The organism is Bradyrhizobium sp. 61 (assembly GCF_023073075.1).
Classification (GTDB): Bacteria; Pseudomonadota; Alphaproteobacteria; order Rhizobiales; family Xanthobacteraceae; genus Bradyrhizobium; species Bradyrhizobium barranii.
Genome location: NZ_JADPIU010000112.1, coordinates 162821 through 181672, shown reverse-complemented (window position 1 = coordinate 181672; position 18852 = coordinate 162821). Strand labels below are relative to the sequence as shown.

The window sequence follows — 18852 nt, the reverse complement described above, 5'->3', positions numbered from 1 at the left end:
TACTTACTTAGATTTTAACTCTTTTTTGCGGTGCCCCCCGGTTGAATTACGCTGGCAAATTTGACGCCACGATTCCCCTTGATGGCGAGGGTTCCCGCTTGGCCGCGGACGTTCATATCGATTCCTTTACGGCCAAGACTTTTATCGCCAAGCCTTTTGTCGCGACGGCGCACGGTCACGTGCCCGACGGCACGTTCGTTGTTCCCGATGCTAACCTGATCTTCAATGGCGAGTTCAAGCGCGCAGGTCTCGACCTCGTGCTGTCCCACGAGGGGCATGAGTTCGTCGTTCACGATTATTTCAAGGGCGACAAGCGCGCAGCGATCGCCTCGCCCGATGGCGCCCATCTCACCGGCGACGTCGTCAACGCGCTCACGGGCCATGTGCAGGTTGCGCAGGCCGCGCCCGGCATCGCCGCCGCGCAGGTCATCGGCCACGTCACAAAACTCTCCGGCAGCGCGACCGCGGTTCGCAACGGCGTCTCGGTCACGCTGAACAACGGCGATAACGTCGAGAAGGGCGATGTGGTCTCGACCGGCGCGGATTCGACGCTCGGCATCACCTTCATCGACGGCACCGTGTTCGGTCTGTCCTCCAATGCGCGGATGGTGCTGAACGAGATGGTCTACGACCCCAACGGGTCGAGCAATTCCTCGCTGCTGAGCCTGGTTGCGGGCACCATCACCTTCGTCGCGGGCGAGACCGCCAAGCACGGCGACATGAAGATCGACACGCCGGTCGCCACCATGGGCATCCGCGGCACGGCGGTGCTGACCCAGATCAACTTCGTCGTTCCTGCCGGCGGCGGCGATCCGCAGCCGCAGGCGAGCTTCCAGGTGCTGGTCGAGCCGAACGGCACGACGGGCTCCTACATCCTGTTCGACAAGGTCACGCTGCTGCCGATCGCGACGGTCAACCAGGCCGGCCAGATGATCCAGATCAGCGGCGGCAACGTCTCGATCACCAACGGGCTGCTGTCGCCGGACGTCCAGAGGCTGATCACAGACGTGTTCACGCTGAAGTTCACCGACAACAACACCAACACCAAGCTGACCACGAACTTCACCGACACGATCACGCAGACCAGCGACGGCCTGGTGATCAAGACGCCGGCCAACTACATCGCGACCGCGCTCTTCACCAACCTTGGTCAGCAGGGACCGCAGGGGCCCAGCGATCACACGACGCCTTTCAACCGTTACCCCGGCAAGCCTCTGTCTCAGAGCCTCGATCTCAACGGCAACGTGAAGACGGCGTTTGTGCTGACCGAGCGCGCGGACACGACCGGCGACACCACGCATTCCGACACGATCTCCGGCCGCATCACCTTCATCGACCAGAACCTGGGCGACAGGCCCACGGTGAGCGTGAACCTCGCCGATGCGCCGAACTACGTCTACAAGAGCGCCGGCCAGGATGTCACCGGCACGCTCTCTGCACTTCAGAAGCAGGACATCGCGGCGACGCAGATCCAGATCAGCGTCGTCGCCGACGGCGCCAACGACAACAACGGCTCGGCGGTCTGGACCTACACGATCCCCGACCATGTCTTCGACTTCCTCGCGGCCGGCGAAACGCTGACGCTGACCTACATGGTCCGCGTCGACAACAATTTCTCGGTCAGCCCCGAGACCACCGTCATCCCGATCACGATCACGATCACCGGCACCAACGACAAGCCGGTGATCACCACCAGCGTTCCGGTCATCATCTTTGAAGGCGGCACCAGCGTGCCGGGTGGCCCGCTCACCAGCGATGTGCCGACGACGGGGACGCTGAACTTCGACGACGTCGATCTCACCGACAAGCATACGGTGTCGGTGGCGCTGACCAGCGCGACCCTGCCTGATGGCACCGTTCCGCCGGGCCCGCTCGCGGCGTTCCAGAGCGCGATGTCGGTCGCGATCGCGGCGGGCGCCGACAGCACCGGAGACGGCACCGGCACCATCAACTGGTCGCTGGCCGATCTGCCGGTCTATCTCGCCGACTTCATCCCGAAGGGTGAGGTGCTGACGCTGGTCTACACCGTGACGCTGACGGATTCGCAAGGCGCGACCTCGAAGCAGACCATCACCGTCACGATCACCGGCACCGACGCGCCCGCGGTGGTGTGGATCGCGACCGACAAGGCCGGCGCTCCCTCCGGCGGCTTCTGGAAGGACGCGGCGAACTGGGCAACCGGCACGGTCCCGACTATCAATGACGATGTCATCGTCATCACCGATCAGCTGCACGGCCTGACGCCGTCCTATCCGGTGACGATCGACACTGCGGCCTACGCCAAGTCGCTGACGATGAACGATTTCGGTGGCCCGCCGCCGAAGGTGATCGTCCAGAGCTCGCTGACGATATCAGGCGCGCTCAACATGGGCGCCGATTCGATCCTCACGACCGCCGCGACCGGAACGATGTCGGTCGGCGGCAAGGCCGAGATTCTGGGCACGAGCGTGCTCACCAATGCCGGCTATCTGACGCTCGCGGGCGGCGGCGATTTCGCCAGCGGCACCAAGATCACCAATTCCGGGACGATCGAGCTGTCCGGCGGCACGCTGAAGACGCTCGCCACGATCCACAATGCCGGCGGCTTGCTGAGGGCCGATGCCGGCTCGACGCTGATCGTCGATACCGCGACGGTCGATGGTGGCACCGTCGGCATTTTGGGCACGCTGGAGCTCGATGGCATCAGCCTGATCGAGAACGGCACTCTGAACAATTCCGGCACCGTCAACGTCAAGGGCACGGTCGAGTTCGCCCACGAGACCGTGTCCAACACCGCGGCCGGTGTGATCGAGGTGCTGGCCAATGGCTGGCTGACGATCCATCAGGGCTCCAGCGTTATCAATGACGGTCAGATCACGGTCGATGCCAGCGGCAAGCTGATCGTCAACAATGCGACCATCGGCGGAGCTGGTGCGGTGATCGACACCGGCGGCGGTGATGACGAGGGAGGCCCCGTCCTCAACGTCGGCATTCGCGGCGCAGGCACGATTACCAACAACGGTGAGATCGATCTGACCGGCGATGCCGTCCTGAGCGACGGCATTCTGAAAAACAATGCCGTCTTCAAGGCGAGCGGTGCGCGCAATGCGCTCAGCGGTGAGACCGTCACCAATGCCGGCATCATCGAAGTGCTCGCCAACGGCGCGCTCGCGATCGAGCAGGGCTCGACCGTCGACAATTCGAGCGGCGACGTCATCGTCGACGGCAATGCGGTCCTGACGCTGGACAATGCCACGATCAGCGGCGGCGCCATCAAGGGCGCCGGCACGATCGACGTCACCGGTGCCAGCAAGATCGACAGCGCCGCCACGCTCAGCGTCAGCGCGGTGACGGTCGAGAGCGGCGTCACGCTGACGCTGGACAACGCGACCGTTGTGGGCACCGCGATCGTCAATCACGGCACTTTCAATGTCGATGCGAGCAAGACGCTGACGTTGAACGGTGCGAGCCTGGCCGGCGGCACGCTCACCATCGCCGGCACGCTGGAATCGACCGGCGCGAGCGCCATCGACAACGCCGACGTCGGCAACACCGGCACGATCTCGGTCACCAGCGGCACGCTGACGATCGATCCCGGCATCCTTCACGCCATCACCAATCACGGTCTGATCGAGGCAGTGACCGGCGGCACGCTGAAGCTCACGACCGCCACCATCGCCAACGCCGGCGGCATCATCTCGGTCGACGGCGCGTCAAAGCTCTATCTGACCGACGTCTCGATCAACGGCGGCAGCCTGACCAACGCCGGCAATCTCTACAGCGTCGCCGGCCTCAATACGATCACGGGTGGCGTCACCAACACCGGGACCATCGAAGTCCAGAGCGGCACGCTCAACCTGTCCGGCGGCATCACCGGCGCGGGCACGCTGATCATCGACGATAACACGACGCTGGAGCTCGGTGGTGCGGACGCGCAGACCGTCACCTTCGCCGGCGGCACCAATACGCTCGAGATCGACAAGACGAGCCATGCCTTTACCGGCACTATCGCCGGTCAGGCGACGACCGGCGGTACTTTCACGGTCACCGGCGGTGCCGACATCAAGTCGGGCAAGGGCGACGCGCTCGACTTCACCGCTTCGGGTGGGACGATCGGCAATCGCGGCAACATCGTACTGACCCCGAGCGGTACGCTGACCGGCGCGACCAACGGCATTGTCGTCACCCAGAACGGCATCGGCGACATCTCGCTGACGACATCAGGCGACATCACCGGCCAGACCGGCAACGGCATCGTGCTGCATGACGGTGCGAACGGTGCAGGCGATATCACGGCGACGATCGGCGGCGGCGTTTCCGGCGCGGTCGGTCTCGACATCGTCTCCCATGGCAGCGGCGCAGTCACCGTCACCAACAACGGGCACATCTCCGGCACGACCTCGTCCGGCATCAATATCGACCAGGACGATGCGGGCGCGACCGGCTCGACGCACATCACCAACACCGGCTCCGTGGTCGGCGCCGATGGTTTTGCTGCGATCTCGATCCAGGAGAACGGCACCGGCACGGCGACGATCGACAATTCCGGCACCATCGGGCCAGCCGATGCCGGCAGCGTGACCTCATCGACCTATGCGATCGTCGAGACTGGCGGCGAGATCACGATCAACAACGCAGGCCACATCAACGGCAACATCTCGGTCGCCACCGCCACGTTCAATAACAACGCAGGCGGCACCTGGACGGTCGCCGGCAGCGGCGTGTTCGGCGATGCGTCCTCGATCGTCAACCACGGCGACATCGATCTGCACGGGGCCTCCATTTCCGGGGCCGATCTGACCATCGAAAATTATGGCGACATCGACAGCTGGGGCACTGCGTCGATCACGGGCGACATCACCAACACCGGCACCGGCTCGATCGAGGTTCACACCGGGACGCTGACGCTGTTTGGCTCGCTGTCGGGCTCGGCCACGGGCGCGGTCGTCGTCGATGCCGGCGCGACGCTCGAGGTCAGGGGTGCGGTATCGCAAACGATCACGCTTGCCGGTGACGGCGCCGAGCTGGAGATCGATACGAAGGATTTCGGCGGCTCGATCGCGGAGCTGTCCGCGAACGACAAGATCGACCTGACGATGATCAAGTGGGGCCTCGGCACCAGCGCGGTCTATGTCCCCGATGCCGACCACCCCGCGAGCGGCGGCGTGCTGACGGTCACCGGCGACGATGGCAAGAGCATCAGCCTGACCCTGATCGGAGACTATCGCGACGCGCACTTCGCGGGTAGCGATGAGGGCGGCCACACGCTGATCACGATCCATGCGGACGACGATGCGCCGACATTCACCACCACGGATGTGGCGCAGCTGACCGCAAGCTTCTCCGAGCAACCTGATACCATCGGCTCGTCCTCGACGATCGACCCGTCGCCGGCCGCGACCGGCTCGATCGACTTCAAGGACATCGACCTGACCGACCGGCCGACGGTGACGAAGGTCGACCAGGACGTGACCTGGCTCGACGGCGCCACCGACCTCACCGCGTCGCTCACGCCCGACGAGACCGCCGCGTTGAAGAACGCGCTGACGTATCAGCTGACCGGCAAGAACAACGGTACCGTCACCTGGCACTATTCGATCGCCGACAACGCGCTCGATTTCCTCGGCCAGGACCAGACGGCGAAGGTCGTGTCCACCATCACGCTCGATGATGGCCGGGGCGAGACCACCACGACCGACGTCACCATCACGATCACCGGCAAGAACGACGCGCCGACGCTCGACAGCGCGACGCTGGCCGCCGTCGCCGGCAACGACAGCGATCCGGCTGGCAGCAAGATCCGCGATCTCTTCACGAACAAGTTCCATGATGTCGACACTGGCGCGACCTTCAAGGCCATCGCGGTGACGTCGGACGCCGCGACCGCCGACCAGGGCGTCTGGCAGTACAAGGTTGGCGGCTGCTGGGTCGATGTCGACTCGGTCGGTGATGCGAATGCGCTCGTGCTGAGCTCCGCTACGCTGATCCGGTTTGTGCCTGCCGACGGATTCAGCGGCGAGCCTGGCGCGCTGGGCGTCCACGCTCTCGACGACACCTATACAGGCGCCATCACCACCGCTGGCTCGACGGCGACGATCGATCTCACGGCGACGGGCACCGGCGGCACCGCGTCGATCTCGCACGACATCACCACCATCGGCACGAGCGTGACGCCTGCCATCGGCCCAGTCATCAATACCGAGAGCTTCCACGTCGAGCACATCCGCGAGAACAGCAACGATATCATCACCGATCTGGTGGTCACCGATACCGATTCTGGCGCGGCGACGGACATTTTCACCGTCACGGTGTCGACCTCGCATCCGGATACCAGCAGCGTCAGTGCATATCCGACGACGGGCTCGCTCGAGCAGATCAACACCGGCCTCGCAGAAGGTGCCGGCATCACCTACGACCCGACAGGCGCCAGCACCGAGCAGTATCCGCAGCCGCCCGCAACGGACAAGATCACGGTGACCGTTGCCGACTCGACCGGCCATTCCGACACCGTGAACTTCATCTTCGTCGAGGGCGCCAACAGCCAGGGCATCCGCCTGGAGGGCACCGACGGCAAGGACGTGATCTTCGCCACCGAGTCGAGCGACACGCTTATCGGCGGCGGCGCCAAGGACCAGTTCGTGTTCGCGCCGACGTCGTCGCAGTCCACGGTCCAGCACAGCGTCGACGATTTCGAGGTCGGCCTCGACAAGATCGACCTGCGGCAGTTCGGCAGCATCAGCTCGCTGGACGACGTCAATATCGCTCCGCAATCGGGCGGCGCCCAGATCACGCTGGACAACCACGAGACGATCCTGCTGAAGAACGTGATCGCGGCAAATCTGAAGGCCAGCGATTTCATCTTCCACATCACCTGATCGCCGCCCGGGCCTCCTGGCGGCCGGCTCGCAGCTTGACCGCGGCAAAAAATCCTTAATCCTCGACCGCCGGGGAATAGCCAATCGCCCGCGGACGCTCCATGATCGGTGCGCCCGGCGCGATGCAGGTCAGGAAGCCCGACTAAAATGAAACGTCTCAAGATCCTGCGGCGGTGGTTTGCGCGGAAGCTCGGCTTCGCGCGGCTGATGTGCCTTGCGCTGCTGGTCTTGTTCGCCGGCGCGCGGCTGTGGGATCCGCCGCCGATCCAGGAATTGCGGCTGCGCACCTTCGACATGTTTCAGTTGATCGATCCGCGCCACAAGGCGGCGCGGCCGGTCACCATCGTCGACATCGACGACAAGAGCCTCGCCAAGCTCGGCCAGTGGCCATGGCCGCGCACGCGGATCGCGGACCTGATCCAGAACCTCACCGGTAACGGCGCGGTGACGATCGGCTTCGACATGGTGTTCTCCGAAGCCGACCGGCTCAACCCGGATCTGGTCGCGAGCCAGATGCGCGATCTCGACGACGCCACCCGCGCCAGGCTGCGCGAGCTCCCGACCAACGACCAGATCCTCGCCGACGCGATCAAGCGCTCGCACGTGGTGCTGGGCGAAACCGGGCAGCCGGCGATCTCGTCCGAGATCGACAAGTCGTTGCCCTTCACCGGCGTCGCGACGGTCGGCGAAGCGGATGCCGAACGTTTCCTGTTCGAATTCCCCGGCCTGTTGCGTAACGTGTCCGTCATCGAGAAGGTCGCGGCCGGCCGCGGCCTGTTCTCGATCAAGACCGAGCGCGACGGCCTGATCCGCCGCGTGCCGTTGATCATGCGCGCCCAGGGCAACATCATGCCCTCGCTCAGCCTCGAGATTTTACGCGTCGTCACGGGAACGCCGACGCTGCTGGTCCGGACCGACAAGACCGGCATCAGGGCCGTGCGCCTCAAGGGCGTGGAGATTCCGACCGACAAGAACGGCCAGCTCTGGGTGCACTACGCCCGCCAGGATCCCTCGATCTACATCTCGGCGGCCGACGTGCTCGACAACACCGCGCCGCCGAACAAGATCGCTGGCAAGCTGGTGCTGGTCGGCACCTCGGCGGTCGGGCTGAACGACATCAAGACCACGCCGGTGTCATCGACCATGCCGGGTGTCGAGATCCATGCCCAGGTGCTGGAGAGCGTGCTCAGCGGCGCGGTGATCTCGCAGCCGAACTATGCGCTCGGCGTCGAGCTGATCGCCGCGCTCGTGATCGGCCTGCTCGTCATCATCTTCACGCCGAATCTCGGACCGGTGCGCCTCGGGCTCGCGGGCGCGATGTTCGCCGCCATCCTGGTCGGTGTGTCCTGGTTCTTCTATGCGCAGAACCGCTACCTCATCGACTTCACCTATCCGCTGCTCTCGACCACCGCGATCTATCTGACACTGATCTTCGCCAGCTTCGTGCGCGAGCAGCGTCAGCGCGTGCAGATCCGCGGCATGTTCGCGCAATACATGTCGCCCGTCCTGGTCGAGCAGCTCGCGCAGTCGCCCGAAAAGCTGGTGCTCGGCGGCGAGGAGCGCGAGATGACGATCATGTTTTCCGATGTGCGCGGCTTCACCACGATCTCGGAGAGCTACAAGCAAGATCCGCAAGGCTTGATCGCGCTGATGAACCGCTTCCTGACGCCGCTGACCGACGTCATCATCGATCAGAAAGGCTACATCGACAAGTACATGGGCGACGCCATCATGGCGTTCTGGAACGCGCCGCTCGACGATGCCGAGCACGAGGTCAACGCCTGCGAGGCCGCGATCCAGATGCTGGAGCAGATCGACGCGGTCAACAAGGAGCGCGAGCAGGAGGCCGCCGACGGCGGTCACGTCTACATCCCGCTCAATGTCGGCATCGGCCTCAACACCGGCATCGGCGTCGTCGGCAACATGGGCTCCGACCTGAAGAAGAACTATTCGGTGCTCGGCGACAGCGTGAATCTCGCCTCGCGCCTGGAGGGACAATCGAAGGAATACGGTTTCCCGATCATCGTCGGCTCCAGGACCGCGCTCGCCGCCAAGGACAAGTTCGCGATCCTCGAGCTCGACTTCATCATGGTCAAGGGCAAGACCGAGCCTGAGGTGATCTACGCCATCGCCGGCCGCGAGGACGTGATGCATTCGGGCGCCTTCCAGCGCCTGCGCAACGTCACCATCGAGATGCTCGGCTGCTACCGCGGCCGCGACTGGCAGGGCGCGCTGGATGCGATCGAGCGCGGCCGCCACAGCGAGGATGCCGACACGCTGGAAAAGCTGTTCAAGCTCTACGAGGCGCGGATCAAGGAATTCCAGATCAATCCGCCGGCGGAGGGATGGACCGGGGCGTATGCGCTGCTGACGAAGTAGCGGAGTGAGTGTGTGGGCATCGCTGGTGCTGCACACTCACTGTCGTCCCTGCGCACGCAGGGACCCATACCCCCAGGGAGATGTTTATCGCGCGAGCCGGCAACTCCGAGTCTTCGCCAAACCACTCCCTGTGGTTATGGGTCCCGGGCTCGCGACTACGTCGCGCCCCGGGACGACAGCGGTGTTTGGCGCGGTAGCTTGGCGCCACGCTACCTGCGCCAAACATCAACTCCCGTAGGGTGGGCAAAGGCGCGCAAGCGCCGTGCCCACCATCTTACTCCGCGTGTAGAAGGAGTGGGCACGCTTCCGCTTTGCCCACCCTACGGCATCTGCGTTTGCCACCCCTCACTCCGTTCCGATCGTCGTCAGATCCTGGAACCAGTGCTGCGCCTGCACGAATTGCTTGATCTTCGGCGACAGCGCATGCGGGTTGGTGTCGTGGACGACCCAGACCAGCACGGCATCGTCGACGATCAGCGCGTGCGCCTGCGCGATCAGATCGTCCTGCTTGGCGGTATCGAACGTCTGCTTGGCCTTGTTGATCAGCGCATCGACCTCAGGGTTCTTGTAGCCGCCCCAGTTGACGCCGACCGGCGCGATCTGGTCGGAGGCGAAGAAGCGGACGATGGCGTAGAGCGGGTCGGAGGTGACATAGGCGATGTTGTTGGCGGTGATGCCGGCGTTCATCTCGTCGGCCGCGCCCTTGCGCCAATGCGTATATAATGTCTCGAGCTCGACCACCTTGAAGTCGATGTCGATGCCGATCTCCTTGAAGCTCTGCTGCAGGAATTCGTTCATCGGCAGCGACAGCATCTGGCCGGTGCCGCCCTGGGCGATGATGAAGGTGGCCTTCAGCGGCTTCGCCTTGGAGTAGCCTGCCTCTTCGACCAGTTTCTTGGCCGCAGCCAGATCATATTTCAGCTCAAAGCTCGGTTTGCCGAACCATGGGCTCGACGGGTCGACCTGGCCCTTGGCCGGCTTTGCGAGGCCATTCATCAGGCCAACAACTTCGTCACGATTGATCGCGAGGTTCAGCGCCTTGCGCAAGCGGATGTCGGTCCAGGGCGAACCCGGGAGCACGCTGAGGTGATAGTTCCAGACATGTGGCGTGACGTTGTCGACGATCTTCATGCCGGCGGCTTTCAGCTGCGGCACGGCGTCCGGCGCCGGCGTCTCGATCAGGTCCACTTGCCCTGCGAGCAGCGCATTGGTGCGCGTCAGCGCTTCCGGCATCGGCACCAGCGCGATCTTGTCGGCCTTTGGAATGCGCTTCTTGTTCCAGTAGTCCGGATTCTTCGTGAGCTCGGCAAGCTCGCGCGGCACGAGCTTGGTCAATTTGAACGGACCGGTGCCGGAGGGCTGGCTCGCGAACTTGTCCCAATCCTTGCCGAGCTTCTCGTACTGCGCCGGGCTCGAGACCAGGAACCACAGCATCTGATAGGGAAAGAAGGAATCGACCGTCTTGGTCGTGATTTCCACCGTGAAATCGTCGATCTTGGCGTAGCTCGCGACCGAAGGCAGGCGGGTCTTCACCTGGGCGCTCTGACGCTTGTCGAATTGCGGCGCCTTGTCGTTGAGCACCTTGTCCAGATTCCAGATCACCGCATCGGCGTTGAACTCGCTGCCGTCGTGAAACTTCACGCCCTTGCGCAAAGCAAACCGCCATTTGGTCTTGTCGGCATCATCCACCTTCCATTCGGTGGCGAGCCCGGGCACCAGCTTGCCGGGGCGGTCGGCGACGTCCATCTCCCAGGCGACCAGCGGATCGTAGATGGTGTACGCCGTGAACTGATAGGCGCCGGCGCCGCGATCGGGCTGGCCCGTCGTCAGCGGGATGTCCGCCATCGAGATGCCGTAGCGCACCACCGTTTCGGCACGTGCCGTGATCGCGGATAACGCCAGCGCAAGCACGGCGAGGCAGGTCGATAGTCGGATACGCATGGCCCAAGGCTCCCAGGAGATTTCAGGGCCAAACCTGCAATCTTGATGCCAGAATAGGCAGGACGGTGCCTTTGCCGACACGTGATCACACAGACTTGTCGTCGCAGGGGCAATTTGCAGAAAAAGTTTCCCCATTGGCATAGCCATTGCATACGTTTGCATCAAAATTAATCATTGAAAGCCGGAAGAGGACTGAGACGATGCTTATGAAGACAACCACCCGCGCGGCGCTGATTGCTGCGCTGGCTCTGACGACTGCGGCCGCGTGGCCGAGCGTGGCAAGCGCCGAAACCGTGCTGCGCATCGGCATGACCGCTGCCGATATTCCGCGCACATTGGGCCAGCCCGATCAGGGTTTTGAAGGCAACCGCTTCACCGGCCTCACCATGTACGACGCGCTCACGGGGTGGGACCTGTCCTCGGCCGACAAGGCGAGCGTGGTAATCCCGGGCCTTGCGACCGAGTGGAAGGTCGACGATGCCGACAAGACCAAGTGGATCTTCAAGCTGCGCCCCGGCGTCACCTTCCATGACGGCTCGCCGTTCAACGCCGATGCCGTGGTGTGGAACGTCGAGAAGGTGCTGAAGCAGGACGCGCCGCAGTTCGACGCCAGCCAGGTCGGCGTCACCGCGTCACGCATGCCGACGCTGGCCTCCGCGAAGAAGATCGACGACATGACGGTCGAGCTCACCACCAAGGAGCCCGACAGCTTCCTGCCGATCAACCTCACCAACCTGTTCATGGCGAGCCCGGCGAAGTGGCAGCATTTCTACGACAAGGCGGAAGGCGCCGACGCCAAGGCGAAGTCGCAGGCTGCGTGGACTGCGTTCGCCAAGGACGCCGCGGGCACCGGCCCGTGGAAGATGGCGAGCTTCACGCCACGCGAGCGGCTCGAGCTGGTGAAGAATGCGGCCTATTGGGACAAGGAGCGCGTGCCCAAGGTCGACAAGATGGTGCTCCTGCCGATGCCGGAAGCAAACGCGCGCACCGCGGCGCTGCTCTCGGGGCAGGTCGATTGGGTCGAGGCGCCGGCGCCCGACGCGTTGCCCGAGCTCAAGCAGCGCGGCTTCAAGCTCTACGCCAACGAGCAGCCGCATGTCTGGCCGTGGCAGTTCTCGCGCGTCGAAGGCTCGCCCTGGAACGACATCCGCGTCCGCAAGGCGGCAAATCTCTGCGTCGATCGCGAGGGTCTCAAGGACGGCCTGCTCGCGGGCCTGATGGTGCCGGCGACCGGCACCTTCGAGCCCGGCCATCCCTGGCGCGGTAAGCCGAGCTTCGAGATCAAGTATGACAAGGCGGCTGCGCAAAAGCTGATGCAGGAGGCTGGCTTCGGTCCAGCCAAGAAGCTGACGGTGAAGATCCAGACCTCGGCGTCGGGCTCCGGCCAGATGCAGCCGCTGCCGATGAACGAGTATCTCCAGCAGGCGCTCGCCGAGTGCTATTTCGATGTGAAGCTCGACGTCATCGAGTGGAACACGCTGTTCACGAACTGGCGCCGCGGCGCCAAGGACCCCAGCGCCAACGGCTCGAACGCGACCAACGTCACCTATGCGGCGATGGACCCGTTCTTCGCGCTGGTGCGCTTCCTGCAATCGGGCATGGCTCCGCCGGTCTCGAACAATTGGGGCTTCATCCACGAGCCCAAGTTCGACGAGCTGGTGAAGAAGGCACGGCAGACGTTCGACCCCGCCGCGCGCGACGCTGCGCTCGCCGAGCTGCACGCGGCCTCCGTCGACGATGCCGCCTTCCTCTACGTCGCCCACGACGTCGGCCCCCGCGCCATCAGCCCGAAGGTGACAGGCGTTGTGCAGCCGAAGAGCTGGTTCATCGACTTCTCTCTGGTGTCGATGCAGTAGTTCGCGCCACACGCTCAGTGCACCCTCTCCCCTTGTGGGAGAGGGTGGCTTCGCGGCAGCGAAGCCGGGTGAGGGGTCTCTCTCCGCGAGCGACCCTCTCTCTCATTCGATAACGCTGTATCTGCGGATAGATACCCCTCATCCGGCGCGCTGATCGCGCGCCACCTTCTCCCACAAGGGGAGAAGGAAGAAAGAAGACCAGTGCTCGCCTATATCGCTCGCCGCATCGTCTATGTCATTCCGATCGTCATCAGCGTGGCGCTGGTGTGCTTTCTGCTCGTGCACATCACGCCGGGCGATCCGCTGGTTGCGGTGCTGCCGGCCGACGCCTCGCAGGAGCTCGCGGCGCAGCTGCGCGCCGCCTACGGCTTCGACCGCCCGCTGCCGGTGCAGTTCGGCCTGTGGCTGCTGCGTGCCCTTCATGGCGATCTCGGCAATTCCATCGCCACGGGGCGCCCCGTGCTCGCCGAGGTCATGCGCGCGGTCAGCAACACCGTCACGCTCGCGATTGCGGCCGCCATCATCGGCTTTATGATGGGTATCCTGCTCGGCCTGATCGCCGGCTATTTCCGCGAGACCTGGATCGACAAGGTCGCGACCTCTTTCGCCATCGCCGGCGTCTCCGTGCCGCATTACTGGCTCGGCATGGTGCTCGTCATCATCTTCTCGGTGCAGCTGAACTGGCTGCCCGCGGTCGGCGCCGGACCGAACGGCTCCAACTCCTGGGCCTGGGACTGGGCGCATCTGAAATACCTGGTGCTGCCGGCGATCACGACCTCGGTGATCCCGATGGGCATCGTCACCCGCACCGTGCGCGCGCTCACCGGCGACATCCTCTCTCAGGATTTCGTCGAGGCGCTGCGTGCAAAAGGCCTGCACGAAACCGGCGTGTTTCGCCACGTCATCAAGAATGCCGCGCCCACCGCGCTCGCGGTGATGGGGCTTCAGCTGGGCTACATGCTCGGTGGCTCGATCCTGATCGAGACCGTGTTCTCCTGGCCGGGCTCGGGCTTCCTGCTCAATTCCGCGATCTTCCAGCGCGACCTGCCGCTGTTGCAGGGCACGATTCTGATCCTGGCGCTGTTCTTTGTCTTCCTCAATCTGCTGGTCGACATCGCGCAAGCCGCGATCGACCCGCGCATCAAGCGGGGCTAGCCGATGAGCGAGCTTCCGTTGTCCGCCACCGCCACCGCCGACGCCGCGCTGCAGGCCGCGCCCGCGACCAAGGCGCGCGGCTATTGGGCGACCGTCGGCCGCCGTATCGCCCGCGACAAGGTCAGCATGGCCTGCGCGCTGGTGCTGCTGCTGATCTTCCTGTCCGCGGTGCTCGCGCCGTGGCTCGGTCTTGAAGATCCCTACAAGGGCTCGATGATCCGCCGCCTGCGCCACATCGGCACAGCGGGCTACCCGCTAGGCACCGACGAGCTCGGCCGCGACATGCTGGCGCGGCTGATCTATGGCGGGCGACTGTCGCTGGTCATCGGCATTTTGCCTGTCATCCTCGCGTTCTGCATCGGCACGTCGCTCGGTCTCGTCGCCGGCTATGTCGGCGGCAAGCTCAACACCGCGATCATGCGCACGATCGACGTGTTCTACGCCTTTCCCTCCGTGCTGCTCGCCATCGCGATCTCCGGCGCGCTCGGGGCCGGCATCCTCAACTCGATCGTGTCGCTGACCGTCGTATTCGTGCCGCAGATCACCCGCGTTGCCGAAAGCGTCACCACCGGCGTGCGCAACATGGATTTCGTCGAAGCGGCGCGCGCCTCCGGCGCAGGACCCTTCACCATCATGCGCGTGCATATCCTCGGCAACGTCTTGGGCGCGATCTTCGTCTATGCGACCAGTCTCATTTCGGTCTCGATGATTTTGGCCGCAGGTCTCTCCTTCCTCGGCCTCGGCACAAAACCGCCGGAGCCGGAATGGGGACTGATGCTGAACACGCTCCGCACCGCGATCTACGTCAATCCCTGGGTTGCCGCGCTGCCGGGCGCGATGATCTTCGCGGTCTCGATCTGCTTCAACCTGCTCTCGGACGGCCTGCGCAGCGCCATGGACATCAGGAACTAGGCCATGAGCGAGAGCAACACATCCGTTGAAATGCTGGAGCCGGTCGAGGACGTTGGCGGCGTCGCGCAGCCGCTGCTCCAGGTCAACGGCCTGACCAAGCATTTTCCGGTTCGTGGCGGATTGTTCGCCGCGAAACGCACCGTGCGCGCGGTGGACAACGTCTCCTTCTCGGTCGCGAAGGGTGAGACTGTCGGCATCGTCGGCGAATCCGGCTGCGGCAAGTCGACCACTGCGCGGCTGCTGATGCATCTGATGCCGCGCGATACCGGGGACATCATCTATGACGGCATGACCGTCGGCCAGGCGCTGTCGTTGCGCGAGCTGCGCCGCGGCATGCAGATGGTGTTCCAGGATTCCTATGCCTCGCTCAATCCGCGCCTGACGATCGAGGAATCGATCGCGTTCGGCCCGAAAGTGCACGGCATGGCCGATGGCACGGCGCGGGCGCTGGCGCGCGAGCTGCTCGGCAAGGTGGGCCTGCGGCCGGAAAACTTCGCCAACCGCTATCCGCACGAGATCTCCGGCGGCCAGCGCCAGCGCGTCAACATCGCGCGTGCGCTGGCGCTGTCGCCGCGACTGGTGATTTTGGACGAAGCCGTTTCGGCGCTCGACAAGTCCGTCGAGGCGCAGGTGCTCAATTTGCTCGCCGACCTCAAGCGCGAGTTCGGCCTGACCTATCTCTTCATCAGCCACGACCTCAACGTGGTCCGCTACATCTCGGACCGCGTGCTGGTGATGTATCTCGGCGAGGTCGTCGAGCTCGGCCCGGTCGACCAGGTCTGGGATAACCCTGCGCATCCCTATACGCGCGCGCTGCTTGCCGCGATGCCGTCCTCAGACCCGGATCGTCGCACCGAAAAACCGCCGATCACCGGCGATCCGCCCAATCCGATCGATCCGCCCCCGGGTTGCCGCTTCCACACCCGCTGCGCGTTTGCGGAGCCGCTCTGCGCAAATGCAGCACCAAAGCTCACCGCGCTCGATAGAATGGGCCACGAGGCCGCGTGCTACATGGCGATTCCGGGTTCAGGCCATAGCCGCGCGCCCGCAGAGGAAACAGCATGACAAGACCGACACCCAAAGAGATCAAGCCGATCGCGCAGATCGCCGGCGTCCCTGTTGATGACGAGATCGCGACGCGCATCTCCAATTCCATCGGGCCGGCCTTCGAAGGCTTTGCGGTCATCGCCGGCACGCTGCCGTTCGATCTCGAGCCCGCGCTCTATCCGATCGCGCAGACGCAGAAGGTGTCGAAATGAGCCGTGAGCCTGCATTGATGACGCTCACCGAGGTTGCGCGCGCGATCGCGATGAAGCAGGTGTCCTCGCATGAGGTGACGCGCGCGCTGCTGCACCGCATCGCGCAGTGGCAGCCGCATCTCAACGCCTTCATGTCGGTTGAAGCCGAGTCCGCGTTGAAGGCGGCCGATGCCGCCGATGCCGAGCTCGCCAAGGGCAATGTCCGCGGTCCGCTGCACGGCGTGCCGCTCGCGCACAAGGACATGTATTACGACGCAGGCCACGTCTCGACCTGCGGCTCGCTGATTCGCCGCGACTTCGTGCCGACCGTCACGTCCACGGCCTTGCAGCGGTTGAAGGATGCCGGGCAGGTTCGCCTCGGCACGCTGCATCTGGCGGAATTCGCCTATGGCCCGACCGGCCACAACGCCCATTACGGCCCTGTGCGCAATCCCTGGAACGTCGCGCATATCACCGGCGGCTCGTCCTCCGGCTCCGGCTCGTCGGTCGCCGCGCGCCTGACGTTCGCGGCGCTCGGCTCGGACACCGGCGGTTCGATCCGCATGCCCGCGCATTTCTGCGGCGTCACCGGGTTGAAGACCACCGTCGGCCGCGTCAGCCGCGCCGGTGCAATGCCGCTGTCGCAATCGCTCGACACCGTCGGTCCGCTCGCCCGCACCGCCGAGGATTGCGCGCTGCTGCTGGCGCTGATGGCCGGTCCCGATCCCGCGGATTCGACCTGCAGCCACGAGCCGCTGTCCGACTATGTCGGCGCTACCAAGGGTTCGCTCAAGGGCCTGAAAATCGGCGTGCCCGCGTCCTTCTATGTCGACGATCTCGACGTCGAGGTCGCGCGCGTGCTGGATGAGACCATCGCGGTGCTCAAGCGCGAGGGCGCCGACATCGTCACAGTCGAGCTGCCGGACCAGCGGCAATTGTCTGCGGCAAGCCAGCTCGTGCTCGCGGCCGAAGCGGCCGCCTTCCATAAGCGCTGGATGATCGAGCGTCCGCAGGACTATGGCCCGCAGGTCCTGATGCGGCTTCAGAACGGTCTCGCCGTTCCCGCCATCACTTATCTGGAGGCGATGCGTTGGCGCGGCCCCGCACTCGCCGCGCACAATGCAGCCACGGCTGGTGTTGACGCGATCATCGCGCCGGCATCGCCCGTGCCGGCACCGACGATCGAGGAGAGCGACGTCGGCGGCGGCCCGAACGCGCCGGCCATGGTGCAGCGGCTGACGCTGTTCACCCGCCCGGTGAATTTTCTGGGCCTGCCGTCGCTCACCATTCCCTCCGGCTTCACCAAAGGCGGCCTGCCGGTCGGCATGCAGCTGATCGGCCGCTCATTCGATGAAGCGACCCTGCTCACCATCGGCGCCGCCTTCCAGCGCGTCACCGACTATCACGATAGGTTGCCGAAACTGCCGTCATGACAAAGCTCGTCGACATCTCAGGCCTCAACATCCGCTTCACCGGGGAGCGCACGGTCTATGCCGTGAACGATCTCAGTCTCTCGCTCGGTGACGGCGAGGTGCTGGGCCTGCTCGGCGAGTCCGGTTCCGGCAAGAGCGTGACCCTGCGTGCGCTGATGCGGCTGCTGCCGAAGAAGCGCACGCAGATTTCGGGCAAGGTCAACGTGATGGGCCGCGACGTGCTCGCCATGAACGACGAGGAGCTGTCGTCGTTCCGCGGCCAGACCGTGTCGATGATCTTTCAGGAGCCCGCGCTCGCGCTCGATCCGGTCTACACCATCGGCGCGCAGATCGCCGAAAGCGTCGTGCGCCACGAAGGCAAGAGCCTTGCGGAAGGGCGGGCGAGGGCGCTCGAAATGCTCGAGGTCGTGCGTATTCCCTCCGCAAAGCGCAGGCTCGATGCCTATCCGCACGAGATGTCCGGCGGCATGCGCCAGCGCGCGATGATTGCCCTGGCGCTCGCCTGCCGTCCGAAGATCTTGCTCGCGGACGAGCCGACCACCGCGCTCGATGCCACCGTGCAGATCCAGATCCTGCTGCTGCTGCGCGAGCTGCAGCGCGAGTTCGGCATGTCCGTCATCTTCGTCACCCACGACATTGGTGTTGCGATCGAGATCTGCGACCGTGTCGCGGTGATGTATGCCGGCCAGATCGTGGAGCAGGGGACACTCCGCGACATCGTCCGCACGCCGGTGCACCCCTACGCCAAGGGCCTGCTCGCCTCCACCATCCACGGTGCCAAGCGGGGGCAGCGGCTCGAGACCATCCCCGGCACCCCGCCCTCGCTGGCCGAAAAGCCGAACAACTGCTCCTTCGCCCCGCGTTGTGCGGTCGCCCAGCCGCGGTGTCTGGAGCAATTGCCTGCGAATGTGGATGTGGGGCCGGGGAGGGCGGCGAGGTGCGTGCTGGCCGAGCCGGTGACGGCGATGTCGAGTACGTAAGAGATCTAGCGCAGCTATCTCCAGAAGCACACTGCGCTCCCTCCCCCGCAAGGGGGGAGGGAATGAGAGAGCGGCGCCTCCCTCACTTCGCTGGGTGGAAAGTG

10 protein-coding genes are annotated in these 18852 nt (G+C 64.7%); 9 read left to right on the top strand and 1 reads right to left on the bottom strand.

Translation table 11 applies throughout. The features are described 5' to 3' along the window. Nucleotides 1-98: 98 nt before the first annotated feature. Nucleotides 99-6854 (top strand): FecR domain-containing protein, encoded by a 6756-nt coding sequence (locus IVB46_RS43470; RefSeq protein WP_247316257.1) that lies wholly within the window; start codon nucleotides 99-101, stop codon nucleotides 6852-6854. Nucleotides 6855-7001: 147 nt separating this feature from the next. After that, nucleotides 7002-9233, top strand: coding sequence for an adenylate/guanylate cyclase domain-containing protein (locus tag IVB46_RS43465; protein ID WP_247316256.1), 2232 nt, complete (start codon nucleotides 7002-7004; stop codon nucleotides 9231-9233). Between the two features lie 345 nt (nucleotides 9234-9578). On the opposite strand, the gene IVB46_RS43460 is transcribed toward IVB46_RS43465, so the two are convergent. Next, nucleotides 9579-11174 (bottom strand): ABC transporter substrate-binding protein, encoded by a 1596-nt coding sequence (locus IVB46_RS43460; protein ID WP_247316255.1) that lies wholly within the window; start codon nucleotides 11172-11174, stop codon nucleotides 9579-9581. A gap of 200 nt (nucleotides 11175-11374) precedes the next feature. Here IVB46_RS43460 and IVB46_RS43455 point away from each other — a divergent pair, with 200 nt between their 5' ends. The 7 genes from IVB46_RS43455 (at nucleotide 11375) to IVB46_RS43425 (ending at nucleotide 18748) form a co-directional block, all read left to right on the top strand. After that, entirely contained in the window at nucleotides 11375-13030 is a 1656-nt protein-coding gene (locus IVB46_RS43455) for an ABC transporter substrate-binding protein (RefSeq protein WP_247346048.1), read from the top strand. Nucleotides 13031-13231: 201 nt separating this feature from the next. Continuing rightward, nucleotides 13232-14185, top strand: a complete 954-nt coding sequence (locus IVB46_RS43450; RefSeq protein ID WP_247316253.1) for an ABC transporter permease — start codon at nucleotides 13232-13234, stop codon at nucleotides 14183-14185. Nucleotides 14186-14188: 3 nt separating this feature from the next. Continuing rightward, nucleotides 14189-15097 (top strand): ABC transporter permease, encoded by a 909-nt coding sequence (locus IVB46_RS43445; protein ID WP_247316252.1) that lies wholly within the window; start codon nucleotides 14189-14191, stop codon nucleotides 15095-15097. 3 nt (nucleotides 15098-15100) lie between these two features. Further along, nucleotides 15101-16162, top strand: a complete 1062-nt coding sequence (locus IVB46_RS43440) for an oligopeptide/dipeptide ABC transporter ATP-binding protein (protein WP_085403446.1) — start codon at nucleotides 15101-15103, stop codon at nucleotides 16160-16162. After that, on the top strand, nucleotides 16159-16356 hold the full coding sequence (locus IVB46_RS43435) for a hypothetical protein (protein WP_179737919.1): 198 nt from the start codon (nucleotides 16159-16161) through the stop codon (nucleotides 16354-16356). Before IVB46_RS43440 ends, IVB46_RS43435 begins: the two co-directional genes overlap by 4 nt. After that, nucleotides 16353-17768, top strand: a complete 1416-nt coding sequence (locus IVB46_RS43430) for an amidase (RefSeq protein WP_247316251.1) — start codon at nucleotides 16353-16355, stop codon at nucleotides 17766-17768. Before IVB46_RS43435 ends, IVB46_RS43430 begins: the two co-directional genes overlap by 4 nt. Further along, a complete protein-coding gene (locus tag IVB46_RS43425; RefSeq protein WP_247316250.1) occupies nucleotides 17765-18748 on the top strand; it encodes an ABC transporter ATP-binding protein in 984 nt (327 codons plus the stop codon). The genes IVB46_RS43430 and IVB46_RS43425 overlap by 4 nt, the downstream gene beginning before the upstream one ends. Nucleotides 18749-18852 lie beyond the last annotated feature (104 nt).